This window comes from Micromonospora sp. NPDC049903, assembly GCF_044460945.1.
Taxonomy (GTDB): Bacteria; Actinomycetota; Actinomycetes; order Mycobacteriales; family Micromonosporaceae; genus Micromonospora.
This window is the reverse complement of sequence record NZ_JBITKL010000011.1, coordinates 22,557-39,157: the sequence shown is the minus strand read 5'-3', so window position 1 is coordinate 39,157 and position 16,601 is coordinate 22,557. Positions and strand designations below refer to the sequence as shown.

The following is a 16,601-nucleotide window of genomic DNA, read 5'->3' as shown; positions in this document are numbered from 1 at the left end:
GCACGCGGGAAACGCCCATGACCCCCCGCCGGGATCCCGAGGGGCGTCGGCGCGCGATGCTCGACGTCGCCGCGAAAGAGATGATCGACAACGGCTGGGAGGCGCTGACCCACCGCCGGGTAGCCGAGCTGGCCCAGGTGCCGCTGGGCGCCACCACCTACTACTTCGACTCCCTGGACGACCTGCGTACGAGCGCCCTGGAAATCGTCGTCGCCCAGGCCGACGAGGAGATCCGGCAGGTCGCGGAGGCCGTCCACGCCTGCGCGGGAAGCCCCGAAGGTCTAGCCGCGTTGTTCATGGACTACCTGAGCGACCGCGCGCGGCTAAAGGCCGAGAACCTGCTCTACTACGCCGGCGTCCAGCAGCCCGAGTTGCGTCCGTACGCCCAGCGCTGGATCCGGGGCACGACGGAGATGCTCTCGGCGTACGCCACCCCGGAGGCCGCCCAGGCCACGGCCGTCTACCTCGACGGCGTCATCCTCTACACCCTGCTGCACGACCGGCCCGTCGACGAGCGGGCCCTGCGCATGGCCATCGCCGCCCTGATGGGCACGTCCCTCCCGGAGAACCAGTGAGTACGACGCACACCTCCGACGCACCCGGGGCCACCGCCGGGCACCTGTCCGCCCGGCGCCGGTGGGCCGCCCTGGCCGTGCTCTCCACCAGCCTGCTGGTGGTGGTCATGGACATGACCATCCTGAACGTCGCCCTGCCCGACATGGCCGCGGCACTGTCGCCGACCGCCGCCCAGCAGCTCTGGATCGTCGACATCTACTCGCTGGTCCTGGCCGGGCTCCTGGTCAGCATGAGCACCCTGGGCGACCGGTGGGGGCGCCGCAGGTTGCTCCTGGCCGGATTCTCGGTCTTCGGTGGCGCGTCCCTGCTGATCCTGGTGGCCGAGTCGGCCCCGATGGTGATCGCGGTGCGCGCCCTGCTGGGCGTGGGTGGGGCGATGATCATGCCAGCGACCCTGTCGATGATCCGGAGCCTCTTCACCGATCCGGCCGAACGCGCCAAGGCGCTCGGCATCTGGGCGGCGGTCGCCTCCCTGGGTGCGGCCGTGGGGCCGATCGTGGGTGGATTACTCCTGGAGCACTTCGCCTGGCAGGCGGCGTTCCTGCTGAACGTGCCCTGGATGGTCGCGGCGATCGTCGCGGCGGTGCTGCTGCTGCCGGAGGCCCGCAACCCGAACCCGGGCCGCTGGGACGCGCTGGCCACCGTGCTGTCCATCGCGGGCATGACCGCCCTGGTGTGGAGCATCAAGCGCATCGCCAAGGAGGGGCCGACCGACCTGCTGGCGCTGGCGGCCCTGACCGCGGGGCTCGCCCTGCTGGTGTGGTTCGTGCTGCGGTGCCTGCGCAGCGACTCGCCGCTGCTGCGGGTACGCCTGTTCGGCGTCCCCTCGTTCACGGCCGGAACGTTGGCGGCGCTGTTCACCATGTTGGCCATGGGGTCGGCGCTGTTGCTCTCGGCCCAGTGGCTGCAACTCGTGCGGGGCATGTCGCCGTTGCAGGCCGGTGTCGCGTTGCTGCCGATGGCCATCGCCGCGGCGGTGGTCTCGCCGCTGGCACCGGCGCTGGCCCAGCGCATCGGTGCCCGTACCGTCCTGGTGGGCGGCCTGGCGCTTGCGGGTCTGGGTTTCGCGGTCCTGGCCGTGGCCCCCGAGCCGCTCGGGTACACCCCGGTCGGGATCTTCCTGGCCCTGCTCGGGGCCGGGATGGGCTCGCTGGCCATCGCCTCGGCGATCATCATGTCGGGGACCCCGGCCGAGCACGCGGGCAGCGCCGCCGCCATCGAGGAGACCTCCTACGAACTGGGCGCGGTGCTGGGCGTGGCCCTGCTGGGCAGCACGGCGGCGGCGTTGTACCGCGCCGAACTCCCCGCCTCCGATCTGGCCGCCGCGGGGCTGAGCCCCGAGCAGGTGGGGGTGGCCCAGGAGTCGCTCGGTGGCGCCCTGCACGTGCTGGACGGCCTGGGTCCGGCCGGGGCCGCGGCTGCCGCCCAGGCCCAGGACGCCTTCACCCACGGACTGATGCTGGTCGGGGGCATCGGTGCCGCGATCATGTTGGTGTCGGTGGTCGTGGTGTTCGCCCTGACTCCGAAGGGACTGGACGTGACCAAGGGCCACTGAGGGCCGGGGAGGGGTCGTCACCGGGCGATGGCGGTGCTGGTCATGGTGCCGTCGAGGTGGAACGTGCGGTCGGCGAGCGCCGTCTCGGCGGGGTCGTGGCTGGCGACGACCACGGCCGCGCCGGTGGCGACGCGCTCGGCGAGCAGTTCGTGGACCCGCTGTCGGCTGTGCGTGTCGAGGGCGGCGGTGGGCTCGTCGAGGAGATAGACGTCGGCGTCCTGGACGAGCGCCTGGGCGATGAGCGTGCGTTGTCGCTGACCGCCGGAGAGTTCGCGCAGCCGTTGGCGGGCCAGGTGGGCGATGTCCAGTCGCTGCATGATCTGCGCGATCGCCGCACGGTCGTCGCGGCTGAGACGGCGACGCAGCGTGAACCGCCCGATCTGAACGCATTCGGCGACGGTCAGCGGAGTGGCGTCGATGTCGCTGGTGCGCTGCGGCAGCAGGGCGAGGCGGGTGCCGGGCCGACGGTGGACGCACCCCTCGGCCGGCTGCGCGACGCCGGCCAGCAGGTGCAGCAGCGTGCTCTTGCCGGAGCCGTTGGCACCGGTCAGCGCGATCACGGCTCCGGACGCGACGCCCAGGTCGACATGGCGCAGGACGGGAACGTCGGCGTATCGAAAGCCGACGTTCTCGGCGGTCAGGATGTCGGAACCCACAGCAACCCCTTAACGGCAACGATTTTCGTTTCAGTATAGTCGGCCGGGTGATGTCGTCCCTGGTCGAACCGTTCACGGTGTCCTTCGTCGTCCGCGCGCTCGTCGGCGGCGTGCTGCTGGCCGGCGCGTGCGCGCTGGTCGGCGTCTGGGTGATCGCTCGTGGGATGACCTTCCTCGGCGAGGCGATGAGCCACGGCATGTTGCCCGGCGTGGCGATCGCGTCGCTCCTCGGCGGCAACCTCGTCGTCGGCGCCGCCGCCAGCGCCTTCGCGATGGCGGCCGGGGTCAACGCACTCCGACACAGCCGCGAGTTCGGACGCGACACCACCATCGGGCTGCTGTTCGTCGGGATGCTCTCGGTCGGCGTCATCATCGTGTCGCACTCGCGGTCGTTCGCCACCGACCTGACGGCGTTCCTGTTCGGCGACGTGCTGGCGATCCGCTGGTCGGACCTGGTGATGCTGGGCGTCGCGGTCACGGTGGTCGCCACGGTGACCGCTACGTGCTACCGGCCGTTCCTCGCGCTGACCTTCGACCCGCGCAAGGCCCGGACCCTCGGGCTGCGCCCCGACCTGGCCAATGCGGCGATGCTCGCGCTGCTCACCATCACGATGGCGGTCGCCTTCAGCGTCGTCGGCACACTGCTCGCCTTCGGCATGCTGATCGCACCGTCGGCAGCGGCCATGCTCGTCGCCCGGCGGCTACCCGCGCTGATGCTGACCAGCTTCCTGATCGGCTCCGCCGCCACCGTGGTCGGCCTCTGGATCTCCTGGTACGCCGCGACCGCCGCCGGTGCCACGATCGCGGCCGTCACCGTACTGATCTTCTTCACGATTCTCGGCGCGCGGTGGGTCACCACCGGGGTGCGGCGTCTCCGGTCCCCGGTGCCCGCATCCGTCGCCACCCCCACGCTGGAAGGACGTCCGTGACACCAACCGACAGGCTGCTGGCCTGTGTCGTCGCCCTGAGCCTCGCGCTCACCGTGTCCGCCTGTGGATCGAGTGATCCCCCGACGAGCGAGGAGACACCGCACGGCTACGTCGCCGGTGCCGAGGAGATGACCGAGGCCCAGTCGGCCATTGCGTACGCGACCCGTGGCGCCGGGCGACTGCAACTGCTCGATCTGATCACCGAGTCGGAGAGCGGGATCGACCTCCCGTTCGGTGCCGAGCGGATCACCGAGGACGGCCGATTCGTCTACGTCGACGACGGTGACCGGCGGGTCGAGATCGTCGACACCGGGGTCTGGACGGTCGACCACACCGACCACGTCCACTACTACCGGGCACCGGCACGGCCGGTCGGTTCGCTGACGCTCGACGCGCCGATCACGACGGTCGCCGGCGTCGAGGCGCACACCACCATCGGCACCGCCGATGGCACGGTCACCGTGCTCGACCGGCGTGCGCTCGAAGCAGGCCAGGTCACCCGGCTCGCCGCGATCCCCTCCGGCAGTGCCACGGCGCTCGCCGTGCCGTACGCGGAGCACCTTCTCGTCGCCGTCGGAGACGATCCGGGTCGGCCGGCGGACCGGATCGTCGCCATGGACGAGCGGGGCGAGCCGACCGGCGGACTCGACGTCGCCTGCGTCGACCCGCGCGGGTGGGCGGTGTTACGCGGCGGCGCGGTCATCGCCTGTGCGGACGGTCTCGTCCGGGTGAAGCTCGACGGTGACCGGCTCACCGCCACCACGCTGGCCAGCCCCCGTGCGCCGGTCGCCACCGAGGCGTTCGGATACCGACCGCGCAGCAACGAGGCGGCAGTCGCGGACCACGACGGGATCTGGTCGGTGAACGCGGCCAAGGCCACCCTGCGCTACCTGCCGGTGGACGATCGTCGGCTCGTGGTGGCGGCCTCGCCGGCCGACGGGAGCACGGTGCTGGCCCTGGACGACACCGGCACCCTGGTCAGCTACGACCTGGAGACCGGGAAGGTCCTGGCACAGTCGACCGTACCGGCGACGAACCTGACGCTCGACGTCGACCGCGCCTACCTCACCGAGCCGGCGGCCCGGGTCATCCACGAGATCGACTATCGCGACGGGCTGCGTACCGCCCGGAAGCTGCGGGTCACCGAACGACCGGATCTCGTGGTGGAGGTCGGCCGATGAAGGCACCCAGACTCCTGACCGCGCTCGCCACGGCGGCCGTCCTGCTGGCCGGCGGCATCGCCTGCACCGGACCGCAGCCGACGCGCATCGTGGTCACCACCAACATCCTCGGCGACGTGGTCCGCGAGATCGTCGGCGACCAGGCGCAGGTCAGCGTGCTCATGAAACCGAACGCCGACCCGCACTCGTTCGCCGTCTCCGCCCGGGAGGCGCACGCCATGCAGACCGCCGACCTGCTCGTCTACAACGGCCTCGGGCTCGAGGAGGGCGTGCTGCACCATGTGGAGGCGGCGAGATCCGAGGGAGTGCCCACGGTGGAGGTGGGTGCCCGGGTCGAGCCGATGGACTATCGGGACGGCGACGCCGCCGGTCTTCCGGATCCGCACTTCTGGACCGACCCCGTTCGCGTCGTCACCGCCGTGCGGATGTTGACCGAGGAGATCGTCACGCACGTCGACGGCGTGGACGCCGACGCCCTCCGGCGGCGCGCCGAGTCGTACGCGAAGCAGGTCGGGGAGTTGGACGCGACGGTGGCGGCGCGTTTCGCCGGGGTGCCGGAGCAGCGCCGCGTCCTGGTCACCAACCACCACGTCTTCGGCTACCTCGCCGCGCGCTACGACCTCACGGTCGTCGGCGCGATCATTCCGAGCGGGACGACCCTGGCCTCGCCGAGCGCCTCCGACCTCGCCTCGCTGGTCACCGCCATCGAGACCCACCGGGTACCGGCCATCTTCGCCGACACCGCGCAACCCGCACGCCTCGCCGAGGTCCTCGCCAGCGAGGCCGGCATCTCCGTACGCGTCGTCGGGCTGTACTCGGAGTCGCTCAGCGACTCCGACGGTGACGCGCCGACCTATCTGGACATGATGCGCTTCAACGTCGACGCGATCATCGGTGGCCTGAGCGGCTGACCCCCCGGCGCGACCCGTCCGGGGCCCCTCTGTATCGTAATTGAAAATGGTTGTCAGTTTCAGAAGGAGAGTAATCGTCGTGACTCGACGCAGTAGCCGTGGTCTGGCCGTGCTGATGGCCGCATCGCTGGCGCTCGCCGCATGCGCCTCCGAGACCACGGATGAGAGCGGATCGCCCGCACCGTCGCCCAGCAACGGGTCGGTGCAGGATCCGGTGGCGATCACCTACGAGGGCGGCATCTACGTGCTCGACGGCGAGACCCTTCGGGTGGCGCACACCGTCACCCTCGACGGGTTCAACCGGGTCAACCCGGCCGGCAACGCCACCGGTGTCTTCGTCTCGACCGAGGCCGGCTTCCAGGTGCTCGACGCCGCCACCGGCACGATGACCGACATCACCTACCCCGGCGCCAAGCCCGGCCACGTCGTCCTGCACGGCGACCGCACCATCCTGTTCACCGACGGCACCGGCGAGGTGCACAGCTTCGTGTCGGCGGACCTCGCCGACGGCAAGCCCGCCGGGCGGCAGTACAAGACCGCACAGCCGCACCACGGCGTGGCGGTCGAACTGCGCGACGGCACCCTCGTGGTCACCCTGGGCACCGAGGAGTCCCGGCCCGGCGCGATCGCGCTCGACAAGGACGGCAAGGAGATCGCCCGCAGCGAGGAGTGCCCCGGCGTACACGGCGAGGCCGTCGCCCAGGGCGAGGTCGTCGCGTTCGGCTGCAAGGACGGCGTCCTGCTGTTCAAGAACGGCGCGTTCGTCAAGGTTCCCAGCGACCGGGCGTACGGAGCCGTCGGCACCCAGGTCGGCAGCGGCGACTCGCCCGTCCTGCTCGGCGACTACAAGATCGATCCGGATGCCGAGCGAGAGTTCCCGGAGCAGTTCGCGCTCATCGACACCGTCGCGAACGCCCTGACGGTGGTGCCGATGCCCGAGGGCGTCAGCTACAGCTTCCGCTCCTTGGCCCGGGGCCCGAAGGGCGAGGGCCTGATCCTCGGCACCGACGGCAAGCTGCACGTGGTCGACCCGGCCACCGGCACCTTCGCCGCCTCGTGGCCTGTGGTGGCCGCGTGGAAGGAGCCGATGAACTGGCAGGAGCCCCGTCCCGCCCTGTTCGTGCGCGGCGACACCGCCTACGTCACCGAGCCCGTGAGCAGGAAGGTGCACCGGCTCGACCTGACCACCGGCACGATCGTCGGCTCGGTGGAACTCCCGTCGGCCCCGAACGAGATCAGCGGGACGCTGTCCGCCCACTGATCGCACCGCTGTGGTCCCGAAGCAGCAGCACTGTGCTGCCCGGTCCGATCGACCGGGCAGCACGGGTCGCTCTCGGCTGCCGTGCCGGGGCGGTGAGGCCCGGCACGGCAGCCGAGGTCAGCCCAGCATCACCCGTTACGCAGCCGGTACGCCCGGATGATCGTCTGGTCGAGGCTGTTGCCCGCCCGGTCGGTCACCGAGGCACGCAGCGACACGAACCCGCCGGAGCGGGGGTGCTGGACCGTCGCGGTCCACTTCGTGCCGGTCGACCGGACCGTGGCCGGCTGCCAGGTCTTTCCGTCGTCGTAGGAGACCTGCACGGTGACCTTGTTCGGCGTCACCGCGGCCCCCTCGTTGCCGAGCACACGCAGCGGGATGTCGAGGCGCCCACCGGCCGGCGCAGTGGCGTCGCGGTCCAGCTTCGGATCGAACCGCACCACCATGACCGGCAGGCGTTCCCAGTCGTCCCCGGCCGGCCGGGCGGACCGAAACTGCCAGGTCAGAGCGACCTCGGTGGACAACTCGGTGAAGCTGCGCCGGGAGGAGGTCTCCAGTCGGTACGACGCCGCTTCCGGCGGCACCTCGAAGAAGCCGAAACCGGCGTCGAGCGCCCCGGTGTACTCCTCGACCAGTTCGTCACCCCGGTAGAGCGCGGTCCGACCGGTGTCCCCGTTGGAGACGCCACCGTGCCCGGCCGCGTCGCCGTGCAGCGGAATGTCGATCCGCATGAAGTCCTCGAACCGGCTCGCGCTGCTGTACGGGGTGTCGTTGCGCAGCAGGGTCGGCCCGATCGGCGCGGCGTTCCAGACGTCCCGGTAGCTGCGGCCGGCCCGGTATCGCTCCGACGCGCCGTAGAGGATCTTCCGGAACTCCTCGTCGAGCTCTCCGTCGCCGCTCTGCGCGACACTGACCGCACCCGACCAGGCGGTGTCCGTGGTGCTGTGGTACTCGGTCCAGGCGTCCCCGACCAGCACCGACGCGCTCGCGGTCCAGCCGTACACCCCGTCGAACTCCGCCGACATGCTCCGCTCGACCACGTCGCCCAGGCGTTCGCCGCGCAGTTCGTGCCGTACCGTGGCCAACTCCGCGCGCCGCACGTCCTTGCGGTAGCCGGTGGGCAACCGGCCGGGGAATCCCTCACCCAGGTGATAGATGTACGGGCTACCTACGAAACCGCCGTCGCCGTCCGGCCTGGCCCACTGGTGTGCGACGAAGCCGCTGATGTGGTCGTGGGTCGCCCGGTCACCGAGTTGGGCCGTGTAGAGGCTGCCGAAGTCGCCGGCCCACACGTCGATCTTCGCCGGTGAGTTCTCGTACATGTCCACCAGCACCCCGGCCTGCACCAGCACCGGGCGGGCGGTGCGCTCCGGCACCGTCGCCGTGATCCGCTTGCCCTTCCGGGCGTCCAGCGTGACCGTCAGGTCCCGGTCCAGGTCGATCTCCGGTCGGCTCAGCACGGTGCTGCGCTCCCGCTCGCCGAACTCCTCGACGAGGCCGGTCACGGCGTAGCGGCCGGTGGGGATCCGGATGGTGGTGGGCCCGCCGGACGTGCCGTCGAGCGCCTCGTACGCCGGACCGTCGATCCCGTTGACCAGCGTCCAGTACGTGTCGGCCGCCGCCCCCGTCGAGTCGAGGTGTCGGACGGTCAGGTCGTAGCTCTCCACCTCGCGGTGCACCCCGACCGGGACGACGGTGCGGCGTTGACCGGCGGTCGCGACCAGGTGCCCGCTGTAGTAGCCGTCCACCCCGTCGACGCTGGTGTCCACCGTGGCGGCCACCTCGGCGGTGCCACCGGCCGGCACGGTGACCTGCGGCGCGGCGGTGCGGAACATGCCGGCGGGGGCGGCCTTGCCGTCGGGCCCGATGATCTGCCAGGTCAGGTCGAGGGTGAGCGGCTCGCTTGCGTCGTTGCGGAGGGTGACCGTCCGGGTGATCGGGTCGTCGTCGTGGTGCGGCCACTGGGTGCGGCCGTACGACACGCTCGGCGGATCGGCGGTCACCGCCTGCCCGACGGCCCGCGCCACGTCGACCAGGCCCGCCCCCTGCTGGTATGCGGTGTCCCCCGGCCGTGGGTTGGCCGAGCCCATCAGGGCGGACTTGAGGCGCGTCGCGTCCCAGTCGGGGTGCTGCTGCGCGAGCAGTGCCGCCGCGCCCGCCACGTGTGGCGCGGCCATCGAGGTGCCGGACTCGGCGACGTAGTGCTCGCCGACCGGTACGCCCATCACGCCCTCGGCAGCCCGGGCGGCGACGATGCCGACGCCCGGAGCGGTGATGTCCGGCTTCACAGCGTCGTCACCGACCCGCGCGCCCCGGCTGGAGAAGTCCGCGAGACTTCCGTCCCGGTCGACCGCCCCGACGGTGAGCGCGGCGTCCGCGCTGCCCGGCGAGCCGACCGTACGGTCGCCCGGCCCGTCGTTGCCGGCGGAGACCACGAAGAGGGCGCCGGTCTGGGCGGTGAGCGTGTTCACCGCCTCCTCCATCGGGTCGATCTCCGGCCCGTCCCACCCGCCGAGGCTCATGTTGATGACGGTGGCCTGCTTGTCCACGGCCGCCCAGTGCATCCCCGCGAGGATCGCCGAGTCCTCGCACCAGTCGTCGCAGACCTTGGCGGAGACCAGGTCGGCGTCCGGGGCCACACCCCGGTACGTGCCGCCGGAGGCGGTACCCCGGCCGGCGATGGTCGACGCCACGTGCGTGCCGTGCCCGTACCGGTCGACCGGATCGGTGTCCGGCACGAAGGTGACCGCCTCGCTCACCGCGTCGGCCAGGTCGGGGTGGGTCAGGTCGACGCCGCTGTCGAGGACCGCCACGGTCACTCCGGCTCCGGTGAAGCCCGCCTCGTACGCGGCGGGCGCCCCGATCTGCCGTACGCCCCGGTCCACCGCCGGCCGGCGCTTCCCGTCGAGCCAGATCCGCTCGACGCCGGGAATGCGGTCGGCCGCCTCCGGTCCGCCCCCGGTCAGCTCCGTCCAGACGTCGGCCAGGTCGACCTTGTCCGCGCTGACCGCGACGCCCTCGATCGCCGGCAGCGCCCGGTCCACCCGAACCTCGCCACCGGGCACCGGCGAGCCACCCCGCCGGGCCGCCACCCCGTCCGGGTACGCCATGATCATCGGCAGCCGGTCACGGGCCGCGTCGTGGTAGCCGTACTCGATCAGCTTGCTGACGTTGAACAGTCGACGGTCCAGCACGCCGGAGGCGATCAGCGGCACCGCGTCCACGGGCACGACGTGCAACTCGCCGCCGATCTCGTGGGAGCGGAACCGCATGTCCGCGCGACCCTTCGCCGGACGGATCGTCACCCGACCGCCCCGGTCCACGGTGATCCGGTCCCCCGTGATCAGCGTGACCGTGGCCGGCTGGTGGTCGGCCCTGGCGGGCGTCCCGCCACTGCGGCCGGGTCCGCCGCCACCGGGCGTACCGCCGCTCGGCGCAGACCAGCCAGGTTGCCCCAGCCCCAGCACGAGAGCGGTGGCCAGCCCGGCCGCACCGATCCGTTTGAGTCCCCTCATCAGACCTCCACATCAGACGATCAAGACGTAGAAGCATCATCCGGACCACTCATCAGATTCCTGTTAGGACGTGTCGTCAGCGGGCGCGGCACGGATCCGCCGCATGGTCGATCATCGGGCGCTGACGGATCCGGCCGCGTCGTCGGCCACCACCGGTGGGTGGCAGGTGATCACCCGCGTCCACTCGCTCCGCGACGAACTCCTCCACTCCCGCGCCCCAGAGCCTCTCCGCACTGACCGCGACCTGACAATCTCGGAGGGTGAATGAGGAAATCTATGCTCGACGCACTAGACATTCGCACCTGGCCCGACTAGCGTTCCTGGTGTTGACAGATGAGGTCCGAGGAAGACGCAGACGAGTAAGACCGAGCATCAAGCAGGGCCCGGAACCATCGCGGCCCGCTCGGCAGAGCGGTGCTACGACACATCACCGCAGCAGGACCTGACGGATTTTCCAAGGTCAGGGGCAACACGGGCGGGGCGTTTCCCAGCCCGGCAGGACAGCTCGCCACACGTGTGCGAGGCCATGAAGTCGCGTGGGCCTCGACACCGGCGGGCAGCACGACACATGGTGGAAGCAGAGGAAAGGGAGGGCTGAACACCGTTGGATCGCCCGCTGCCAGGACGCGGTTGCACCACTGGCGCGGACACCGCAGTTTCCATCGAACGAAAGGTGGTCTCCGGTCACGCTTATGCGATCCTCGCGCCCGACGCCGACGGCGGCAGGTGCGGATACGAGAACCCGACGAACCAGTCGGTAGATGGTGTTTCCAACCCGTAACCCCGGGCCCCGGCGCTTGTGTGCCGGGGCCCTCGTCATGGAGAGATTCGTTTATGGCCCAACCCGATGACATGTTCGGTGACGATGACTACCCCGCCTACACGATGGGCCGCGCTGCGGAGATCACCGGCGCGTCACAGGACTTCCTGCGTAGGCTCGACGAATTGAAGCTGATCGCCCCGTCCCGGTCGGCCGGCGGGCACCGCCGATACTCCCGGTACCAGCTGCGACTGGCCGCCCGAGCCCGGGAGATGGTCGACCAGGGCACTCCACTGGAGGCCGCCTGCCGGATCATCATCCTCGAGGATCAGCTCGAGGAGGCTCGCCGGCAGAACGAGGAGTACCGGCGTCGACCGGAAGCCGACACCTGAGTCGTACCCCTGTGAAGAATGGTGGGCATGGCTCAGCAGACCTCGCACCGACACCATGCTCTCGACTACGTCGAGCTCACCGTCACCGACCTGGCCGACGCCAAGCGCTTCTACGCCGACGCGTTCGGGTGGCAGTTCACCGACTACGGGACGGCCTACGCCGGTATCCAGGGTTCGAGGCCCGGGTCCGAGGTGGGCGGTCTACGCCTGGACCAGCAGGTGCGGACCGGCGGTCCGTTGGTGCTGCTCTACTCGACGGACCTGGACGAGAGCGTCGAGGCCGTCCGGAAGGCCGGCGGTGAGGTGATCGAGGGGCCGTACGCGTTCCCGGGCGGTCGTCGCTTCCACTTCACCGACCCGAGCGGAAACGAGCTGGGCGTCTGGGCCGAGGCGTAGTGCCACGCAGACGGTGACGAGAGGTCGGCGTCGGACCGGTCGGTCCTCTCGTCGTCGACGCCACCGGCACGAGCGTCGGGGCGCAATCGGTACCAGTCCCGGATACCCTTGCCGCATATGGCTACTTATCGCAGCGCCTCAGTGCTCCTTTCCGCCGACGGCACCAGGACCCCCGGCACCGCCGCACTCTTCGCCGAGCCGGCCCGCAAGGGTGGGATCCCGCCGTGGGCGGGTGACTTCCGGCCGGCCAACAGCGCCGGCAACGGCCCCAAGAACGCGGTCGGGAAGACCTTCACCTTGGAGTTGCCGGACGGCAGCACCGGCACGGTCGTGGTCCAGAGCCTCAAGCGCGGCAAGGGGGGCGTCGTCCTGGCGCTGATGGGCGAGGACGCACCCCCCTTCTGATCACGGCGACGGATCGCCGCCGCCTGCTGATGGCACCGGTGACAGCGGGCGGCGGCACTGCGTCACGACCAGGCGCCGGCCGCCGCGGCCCGCTGGGCATAGGTGTCGAAGTCGATCGGTTCGCGTCCGAGCAGCCGCCGCACCGTGTCGGTCGGCTCGGCGAGGTATCCGGCCCGCATGCCGGCGAACATGAGGTTGAGCGCCGTCGCGTCCGCCTCCGACCAGCCCTCGGCGAGCACCTCGGTCCGGTACTCCTCCGGCGTCAACTCCACGTACCGGATGGACCGGCCGGACGCCTCGGCGATCGTCGCCACCGCCTCGGCGAAGGTGAGTGCCCGTCGGCCGGACAGCTCGTACACCTGCCCGTGATGGCCCTCCTCGGTCAGCAGGACCGCCGCGACGTCGGCGATGTCCTGGGTGTCGATGAAGGGTTCCGGTGTGGCGTCCATCGGCAGGGCGAGGCGACCGTCGACAAGCGGTTGGCGCCACAGGTCCTCGTCGAAGTTCTGGTGGAAGTTGTTCGGGCGGATGATCGTCCACTCCACGCCGGAGTCGCGCACCGCCTGTTCCGCGCCGAGCATGCTCGGCGAGAAGTCGCGGTCGATCTTGTCGATCCCGCGTCCGGAGAGCGCCACGAATCGGCCGACGCCCGACTTCACCGCCGACGCCACGAAGGCGTCGGCCGCTGCCGGGTCCGCCGGGGCGGTCAGGTAGACAGCCGCGGCTCCCGCCACTGCCGGCTCCCAGGTGGCCGGCTCCGTCCAGTCGAAACGCACCTCGCCTGAACGGGAAGCCGGCCGTACCCGCTCGCCCGACGCCCGCAGCGCGTGCACCAGCCGACGTCCGGTCTTCCCGGTCCCCCCGATGACGAGGATCTCGTTCGCTTCTTTCGTCATGACCACGAGTCAACCCGCCCGGCCGCCGGCAGGACATGGCTCGTCGTACGCCCGGCATGCGCGATCGTCCGCACCCCTAGGGTGAGGCGATGGACCCGTTCGACACCCTGCTGCGGGACGTACGCGCCGAGGGCGCCGCCTTCGGCAGGTCGGTACTCTCGCCGTCGTGGGCGCTGCGGTTCACCGACGGCGCACCCCTGACACTCTGCGTGCCGCTGCGCGGCGAGGCGTGGATCGTCCATCCGGAACGCGACGAGCCGACTCGGGTGCGGGTCGGCGAGGCAGTCGTGGTGCGGGGGCCGCAACCCTTCGTCCTCTCCGCCGAGCCCCGGTCGACCTTCCGACCCGACGAGCTGCGCGACGTCGACTGCCGCCAGTCGTCGGACTCCCGGCCACCGGTCCCGGGCACCGCCGAGCAGATGCTGCTCCTGGCCGGCGCCTACCACGTCCGGGGTCAGGCCCCGCAGCGGCTGCTCGGGGCGCTCCCGCCGGTGCTGGTCGTGCCGGACGAGCACGACTGTTCGTCGCTCCGTGACTACCTGGACTTCCAGCTCGGCGGGTGCCGCCCGGGACGGCAGGTCGTGCTGGACCGTCTGCTGGACTGGCTGCTGGTCTGCACGATCCGGGACTGGTTCGACCAGCCGGGCGCCGAGGCTCCCCGCTGGTATCGGGCGCTCGGCGACGACACGGTGGGCCCGGTGCTCCGCGCCATGCACGACGCCCCCGGTGAGCCCTGGACGCTCGCCTCCCTGGCCGCCCGGGCCGGGGTGTCCCGCACGACGCTGGCCAAACGATTCACCGAGCTGATGGGCGAGCCGCCGCTGACCTATCTGACCGACTGGCGCATGACCCTCGCCGCCGACATGCTGACCGACACCACCGCGACGGTCGCCGCCATGGCGCGTCGGCTCGGCTACTCGGACGCCTTCGGTTTCAGCACGGCCTTCAAACGGGTCCACGGGGTGAGCCCCAGCGAGCACCGCAGGCTCACGCAGTCCGCGGGACAGGTGACGGCGACGATCGACCCACCGTCTCCGGGGCAGGTCCCCCGGCAGCCCCTCCCCCGCTGACGCCCTGCCGAACGGGCGGTCGGCCTCAACCAGCTTGGGCAGGCGGGGCGGTGATGATCCGGTCGACCAGTTCCGGCACCCACTCGACGTACTCGACCTCGGCCCCACCGGCATGCCGGGCGTACAGGTAGCGGCCGGTCGGGCTGGTCGCCTCCGGGGTGGTGACCACCCCGCCCTCGGCGGTCAGTGCGGCCACGACGGCGTCCAGATCGTCGACGACGACGGTGGCCGAGGCATGCGCGTAGCGGGCGCGTTCCGCCGGTGGGCCGGCGATCACCAGGAAGTCGCCGAGCGCGGCCAACTCGATCGCGTCGAAGGCGAATCGCAGATCCGGCTCCGCGCCGACCAGGGTCCGCAACGACGGCAGCGAGGCGTCGAGGTCGTCCACCCACAGCCGGGCGTACGTCTTCAAAACGGTCATATCCACTCCTGTACGTTGGGTCGTCGACAAGACCGTAGGGCCAGCAGCAGGAATGGGTAAGTACGCACCTTTCGGTAACCGGTGCGGGTGAGGGAGCAGCGGCACGTGGACGAGCCCGGCACTCCGACGGCGGCGAAGGTGGACCAGGTGCACCTGGTGGCTCGCGAGGTGTTCGACGTGGTCGGCACCAAATGGGCCCTGCCGGTCATCGAGGCCATCGGCGCCGACACGCGTCGCTTCGGCGAACTGCGCCGGACCATCGCCGGGATCAGCCATCGGCTGCTCACCGCGACGCTGCGGCAGTTGGAACGGAACGGAGTGGTCGACCGGACGCTCCACCCCACCGTGCCGCCCCGCACCGAATACCGGCTCACCGCCGCCGGCCTGGAACTCCATCAGACGATCAACGGATTCTGCCGGTGGAGCCGCCGTCATCTGGACGAGGTCCTGGCCTCCCGCCGCCGGTTCGAACAGACGTGACATCCGCACTCGCCGGCCGCGCAGTGGTGGCCCGGACGAGGAAGACTGCGGGTATGACTGACGAAGACGACGCGAAGTCGGCGCTGCTGCACTACCTGCGGGCGACGCGCGACGACCTCATCTGGAAGCTCGACGGACTCAGCGAACGCGAAGCCCGACTCCCCCGTACGCCGACCGGCAACAATCTGCTGGGGATCGTCAAGCATGCCCTGAACACCGAAGCCGGCTACTTCGGGCCCACCTTCGGTCGCGCGTTCCCGACCCCCGAGGATCTGGTCTCCGAGTCGGCTTTCGACGAGGACCCGCAGGCGGACTGGTACGCGCGTGCGGACGAGACGAAGGACGGCCTGATCGACCTGTATCGCCGCGTCGCAGCCTTCGCGGATCAGACCATCACCGAGCTGCCGCTCGACGCGCCCGGACGGGTGTCGTGGTGGAGCCCGGAGCGGCAGGCGGTGACGTTGCAGCGGGTCATCATCCACGTGACCTGGGACCTCACGCGTCATGCCGGTCATGCCGACATCATCCGCGAGCAGCTCGACACGGCGATCGGCCTACGGCAGGACAACACCAACATTCCGACCGACTATCCGTGGCCGGAGTATCTCGCCAAGCTGACGCGACTGGCCGACCGCTTCGCCTAGCCGCTCTGGCCGATCACCGTGTGCGGACGACGATACGCTGGCCGCGTGCGGTTGGTCATCATGGCGGACACCCACCTGCCGAAACGTGCCCGGGACCTGCCGGCCGGGCTGTGGGCGGACGTCGACGCGGCCGACCTCGTCATCCACGCCGGGGACTGGGTCGACGCCTCGTTGCTCGATGACCTGGAGCGACGCAGTGCCCGACTGGTCGGTGTCTTCGGCAACAACGACGGCCCCGAGTTGCGTACCCGGTTGCCGGAGATCGCCCGCGCGGAGGTCGGCGGTCTGCGGATCGCGGTGGTGCACGAGACCGGTCCGGCCGGTGGTCGGGAGCGGCGGTGCGCGGCCCGGTTTCCCGACTGCGACCTGCTCGTGTTCGGGCACTCCCACATCCCCTGGGACAGCGAGGCCCCCGGTGGCCTGCGGCTGCTCAACCCCGGTTCGCCGACCGACCGGCGGCGTCAGCCGTACGCGACGTACCTCACCGCCGAGATCGGCGACGGTCGGCTCGACGCCGTGACACTGCACGAGGTGCCGCGATGACGAGGGGTGGACC

Annotated in this window: 17 protein-coding genes; 13 read left to right on the top strand and 4 right to left on the bottom strand. The window is 70.9% G+C overall.

Annotation, left to right across the window (positions count from 1 at the left end; all coding sequences use genetic code 11):
• Window positions 1-17 precede the first annotated feature (17 nt).
• Entirely contained in the window at window positions 18-575 is a 558-nt protein-coding gene (locus ACIBO1_RS18450; RefSeq protein WP_396747928.1) for a TetR/AcrR family transcriptional regulator, read from the top strand.
• Window positions 572-2,131, top strand: a complete 1,560-nt coding sequence (locus ACIBO1_RS18445) for an MFS transporter (RefSeq protein ID WP_396747925.1) — start codon at window positions 572-574, stop codon at window positions 2,129-2,131. The genes ACIBO1_RS18450 and ACIBO1_RS18445 overlap by 4 nt, the downstream gene beginning before the upstream one ends.
• A 17-nt stretch (window positions 2,132-2,148) precedes the next feature.
• Here ACIBO1_RS18445 and aztA read toward each other — a convergent pair whose 3' ends face one another.
• Window positions 2,149-2,787, bottom strand: coding sequence for a zinc ABC transporter ATP-binding protein AztA (aztA, locus tag ACIBO1_RS18440; protein ID WP_396747922.1), 639 nt, complete (start codon window positions 2,785-2,787; stop codon window positions 2,149-2,151).
• 50 nt (window positions 2,788-2,837) lie between these two features.
• Between aztA and aztB the strand changes: the two genes are divergently transcribed.
• The 4 genes from aztB to aztD all read left to right on the top strand — a co-directional run bounded on the left by aztB (window position 2,838) and on the right by aztD (window position 7,069).
• Complete coding sequence (gene aztB, locus ACIBO1_RS18435; RefSeq protein WP_396748241.1) at window positions 2,838-3,716, top strand: zinc ABC transporter permease AztB; 879 nt, start codon at window positions 2,838-2,840, stop codon at window positions 3,714-3,716.
• Entirely contained in the window at window positions 3,713-4,897 is a 1,185-nt protein-coding gene (locus tag ACIBO1_RS18430) for a hypothetical protein (protein WP_396747919.1), read from the top strand. Before aztB ends, ACIBO1_RS18430 begins: the two co-directional genes overlap by 4 nt.
• Window positions 4,894-5,808 (top strand): zinc ABC transporter substrate-binding protein AztC, encoded by a 915-nt coding sequence (gene aztC / locus ACIBO1_RS18425; protein ID WP_396747917.1) that lies wholly within the window; start codon window positions 4,894-4,896, stop codon window positions 5,806-5,808. The genes ACIBO1_RS18430 and aztC overlap by 4 nt, the downstream gene beginning before the upstream one ends.
• 79 nt (window positions 5,809-5,887) lie before the next feature.
• A complete protein-coding gene (aztD, locus tag ACIBO1_RS18420) occupies window positions 5,888-7,069 on the top strand; it encodes a zinc metallochaperone AztD (RefSeq protein WP_396747914.1) in 1,182 nt (393 codons plus the stop codon).
• Window positions 7,070-7,197: 128 nt separating this feature from the next.
• Here the strand turns inward: aztD and ACIBO1_RS18415 are convergent, their stop codons facing one another.
• On the bottom strand, window positions 7,198-10,581 hold the full coding sequence (locus ACIBO1_RS18415) for a S8 family serine peptidase (RefSeq protein ID WP_396747911.1): 3,384 nt from the start codon (window positions 10,579-10,581) through the stop codon (window positions 7,198-7,200).
• Window positions 10,582-11,415: 834 nt separating this feature from the next.
• Between ACIBO1_RS18415 and ACIBO1_RS18410 the strand changes: the two genes are divergently transcribed.
• The 3 genes from ACIBO1_RS18410 (at window position 11,416) to ACIBO1_RS18400 (ending at window position 12,534) form a co-directional block, all read left to right on the top strand.
• A complete protein-coding gene (locus tag ACIBO1_RS18410; RefSeq protein WP_396747908.1) occupies window positions 11,416-11,733 on the top strand; it encodes a MerR family transcriptional regulator in 318 nt (105 codons plus the stop codon).
• Between the two features lie 27 nt (window positions 11,734-11,760).
• Window positions 11,761-12,129 carry a VOC family protein gene (locus ACIBO1_RS18405; protein WP_396747905.1) on the top strand — a complete coding sequence of 123 codons (369 nt, stop codon included), beginning with the start codon at window positions 11,761-11,763 and terminating at the stop codon, window positions 12,127-12,129.
• Between the two features lie 117 nt (window positions 12,130-12,246).
• Window positions 12,247-12,534, top strand: coding sequence for a hypothetical protein (locus ACIBO1_RS18400; RefSeq protein ID WP_350699536.1), 288 nt, complete (start codon window positions 12,247-12,249; stop codon window positions 12,532-12,534).
• A gap of 62 nt (window positions 12,535-12,596) precedes the next feature.
• Here ACIBO1_RS18400 and ACIBO1_RS18395 read toward each other — a convergent pair whose 3' ends face one another.
• Window positions 12,597-13,430 (bottom strand): NAD(P)H-binding protein, encoded by an 834-nt coding sequence (locus tag ACIBO1_RS18395; RefSeq protein ID WP_396747902.1) that lies wholly within the window; start codon window positions 13,428-13,430, stop codon window positions 12,597-12,599.
• 89 nt (window positions 13,431-13,519) lie between these two features.
• Between ACIBO1_RS18395 and ACIBO1_RS18390 the strand changes: the two genes are divergently transcribed.
• A complete protein-coding gene (locus ACIBO1_RS18390; RefSeq protein WP_396747899.1) occupies window positions 13,520-14,500 on the top strand; it encodes an AraC family transcriptional regulator in 981 nt (326 codons plus the stop codon).
• 25 nt (window positions 14,501-14,525) lie between these two features.
• On the opposite strand, the gene ACIBO1_RS18385 is transcribed toward ACIBO1_RS18390, so the two are convergent.
• Window positions 14,526-14,921, bottom strand: a complete 396-nt coding sequence (locus ACIBO1_RS18385) for a hypothetical protein (RefSeq protein ID WP_396747896.1) — start codon at window positions 14,919-14,921, stop codon at window positions 14,526-14,528.
• An 87-nt stretch (window positions 14,922-15,008) separates the two neighbouring features.
• On the opposite strand from ACIBO1_RS18385, the gene ACIBO1_RS18380 reads away from it, so the two are divergent.
• From ACIBO1_RS18380 to ACIBO1_RS18370, 3 genes are read left to right on the top strand one after another with little or no spacing between them, the layout of a single operon-like run.
• Window positions 15,009-15,401 (top strand): winged helix-turn-helix transcriptional regulator, encoded by a 393-nt coding sequence (locus tag ACIBO1_RS18380; protein WP_396747893.1) that lies wholly within the window; start codon window positions 15,009-15,011, stop codon window positions 15,399-15,401.
• Window positions 15,402-15,454: 53 nt separating this feature from the next.
• Window positions 15,455-16,045 (top strand): DinB family protein, encoded by a 591-nt coding sequence (locus ACIBO1_RS18375; protein WP_396748239.1) that lies wholly within the window; start codon window positions 15,455-15,457, stop codon window positions 16,043-16,045.
• Between the two features lie 45 nt (window positions 16,046-16,090).
• Window positions 16,091-16,588, top strand: coding sequence for a metallophosphoesterase family protein (locus ACIBO1_RS18370; RefSeq protein WP_396747890.1), 498 nt, complete (start codon window positions 16,091-16,093; stop codon window positions 16,586-16,588).
• Window positions 16,589-16,601 lie beyond the last annotated feature (13 nt).

Coding starts and splice junctions, on each gene's coding strand:
- ACIBO1_RS18450 (WP_396747928.1), top strand. CDS start 18: ATGACCCCCCGCCGGGATCCCGAGGGGCGTCGGCGCGCGATGCTCGAC.
- aztB (WP_396748241.1), top strand. CDS start 2,838: ATGTCGTCCCTGGTCGAACCGTTCACGGTGTCCTTCGTCGTCCGCGCG.
- aztC (WP_396747917.1), top strand. CDS start 4,894: ATGAAGGCACCCAGACTCCTGACCGCGCTCGCCACGGCGGCCGTCCTG.
- ACIBO1_RS18415 (WP_396747911.1), bottom strand. CDS start 10,581: ATGAGGGGACTCAAACGGATCGGTGCGGCCGGGCTGGCCACCGCTCTC.
- ACIBO1_RS18410 (WP_396747908.1), top strand. CDS start 11,416: ATGGCCCAACCCGATGACATGTTCGGTGACGATGACTACCCCGCCTAC.
- ACIBO1_RS18405 (WP_396747905.1), top strand. CDS start 11,761: ATGGCTCAGCAGACCTCGCACCGACACCATGCTCTCGACTACGTCGAG.
- ACIBO1_RS18400 (WP_350699536.1), top strand. CDS start 12,247: ATGGCTACTTATCGCAGCGCCTCAGTGCTCCTTTCCGCCGACGGCACC.
- ACIBO1_RS18395 (WP_396747902.1), bottom strand. CDS start 13,430: ATGACGAAAGAAGCGAACGAGATCCTCGTCATCGGGGGGACCGGGAAG.
- ACIBO1_RS18390 (WP_396747899.1), top strand. CDS start 13,520: ATGGACCCGTTCGACACCCTGCTGCGGGACGTACGCGCCGAGGGCGCC.
- ACIBO1_RS18385 (WP_396747896.1), bottom strand. CDS start 14,921: ATGACCGTTTTGAAGACGTACGCCCGGCTGTGGGTGGACGACCTCGAC.
- ACIBO1_RS18375 (WP_396748239.1), top strand. CDS start 15,455: ATGACTGACGAAGACGACGCGAAGTCGGCGCTGCTGCACTACCTGCGG.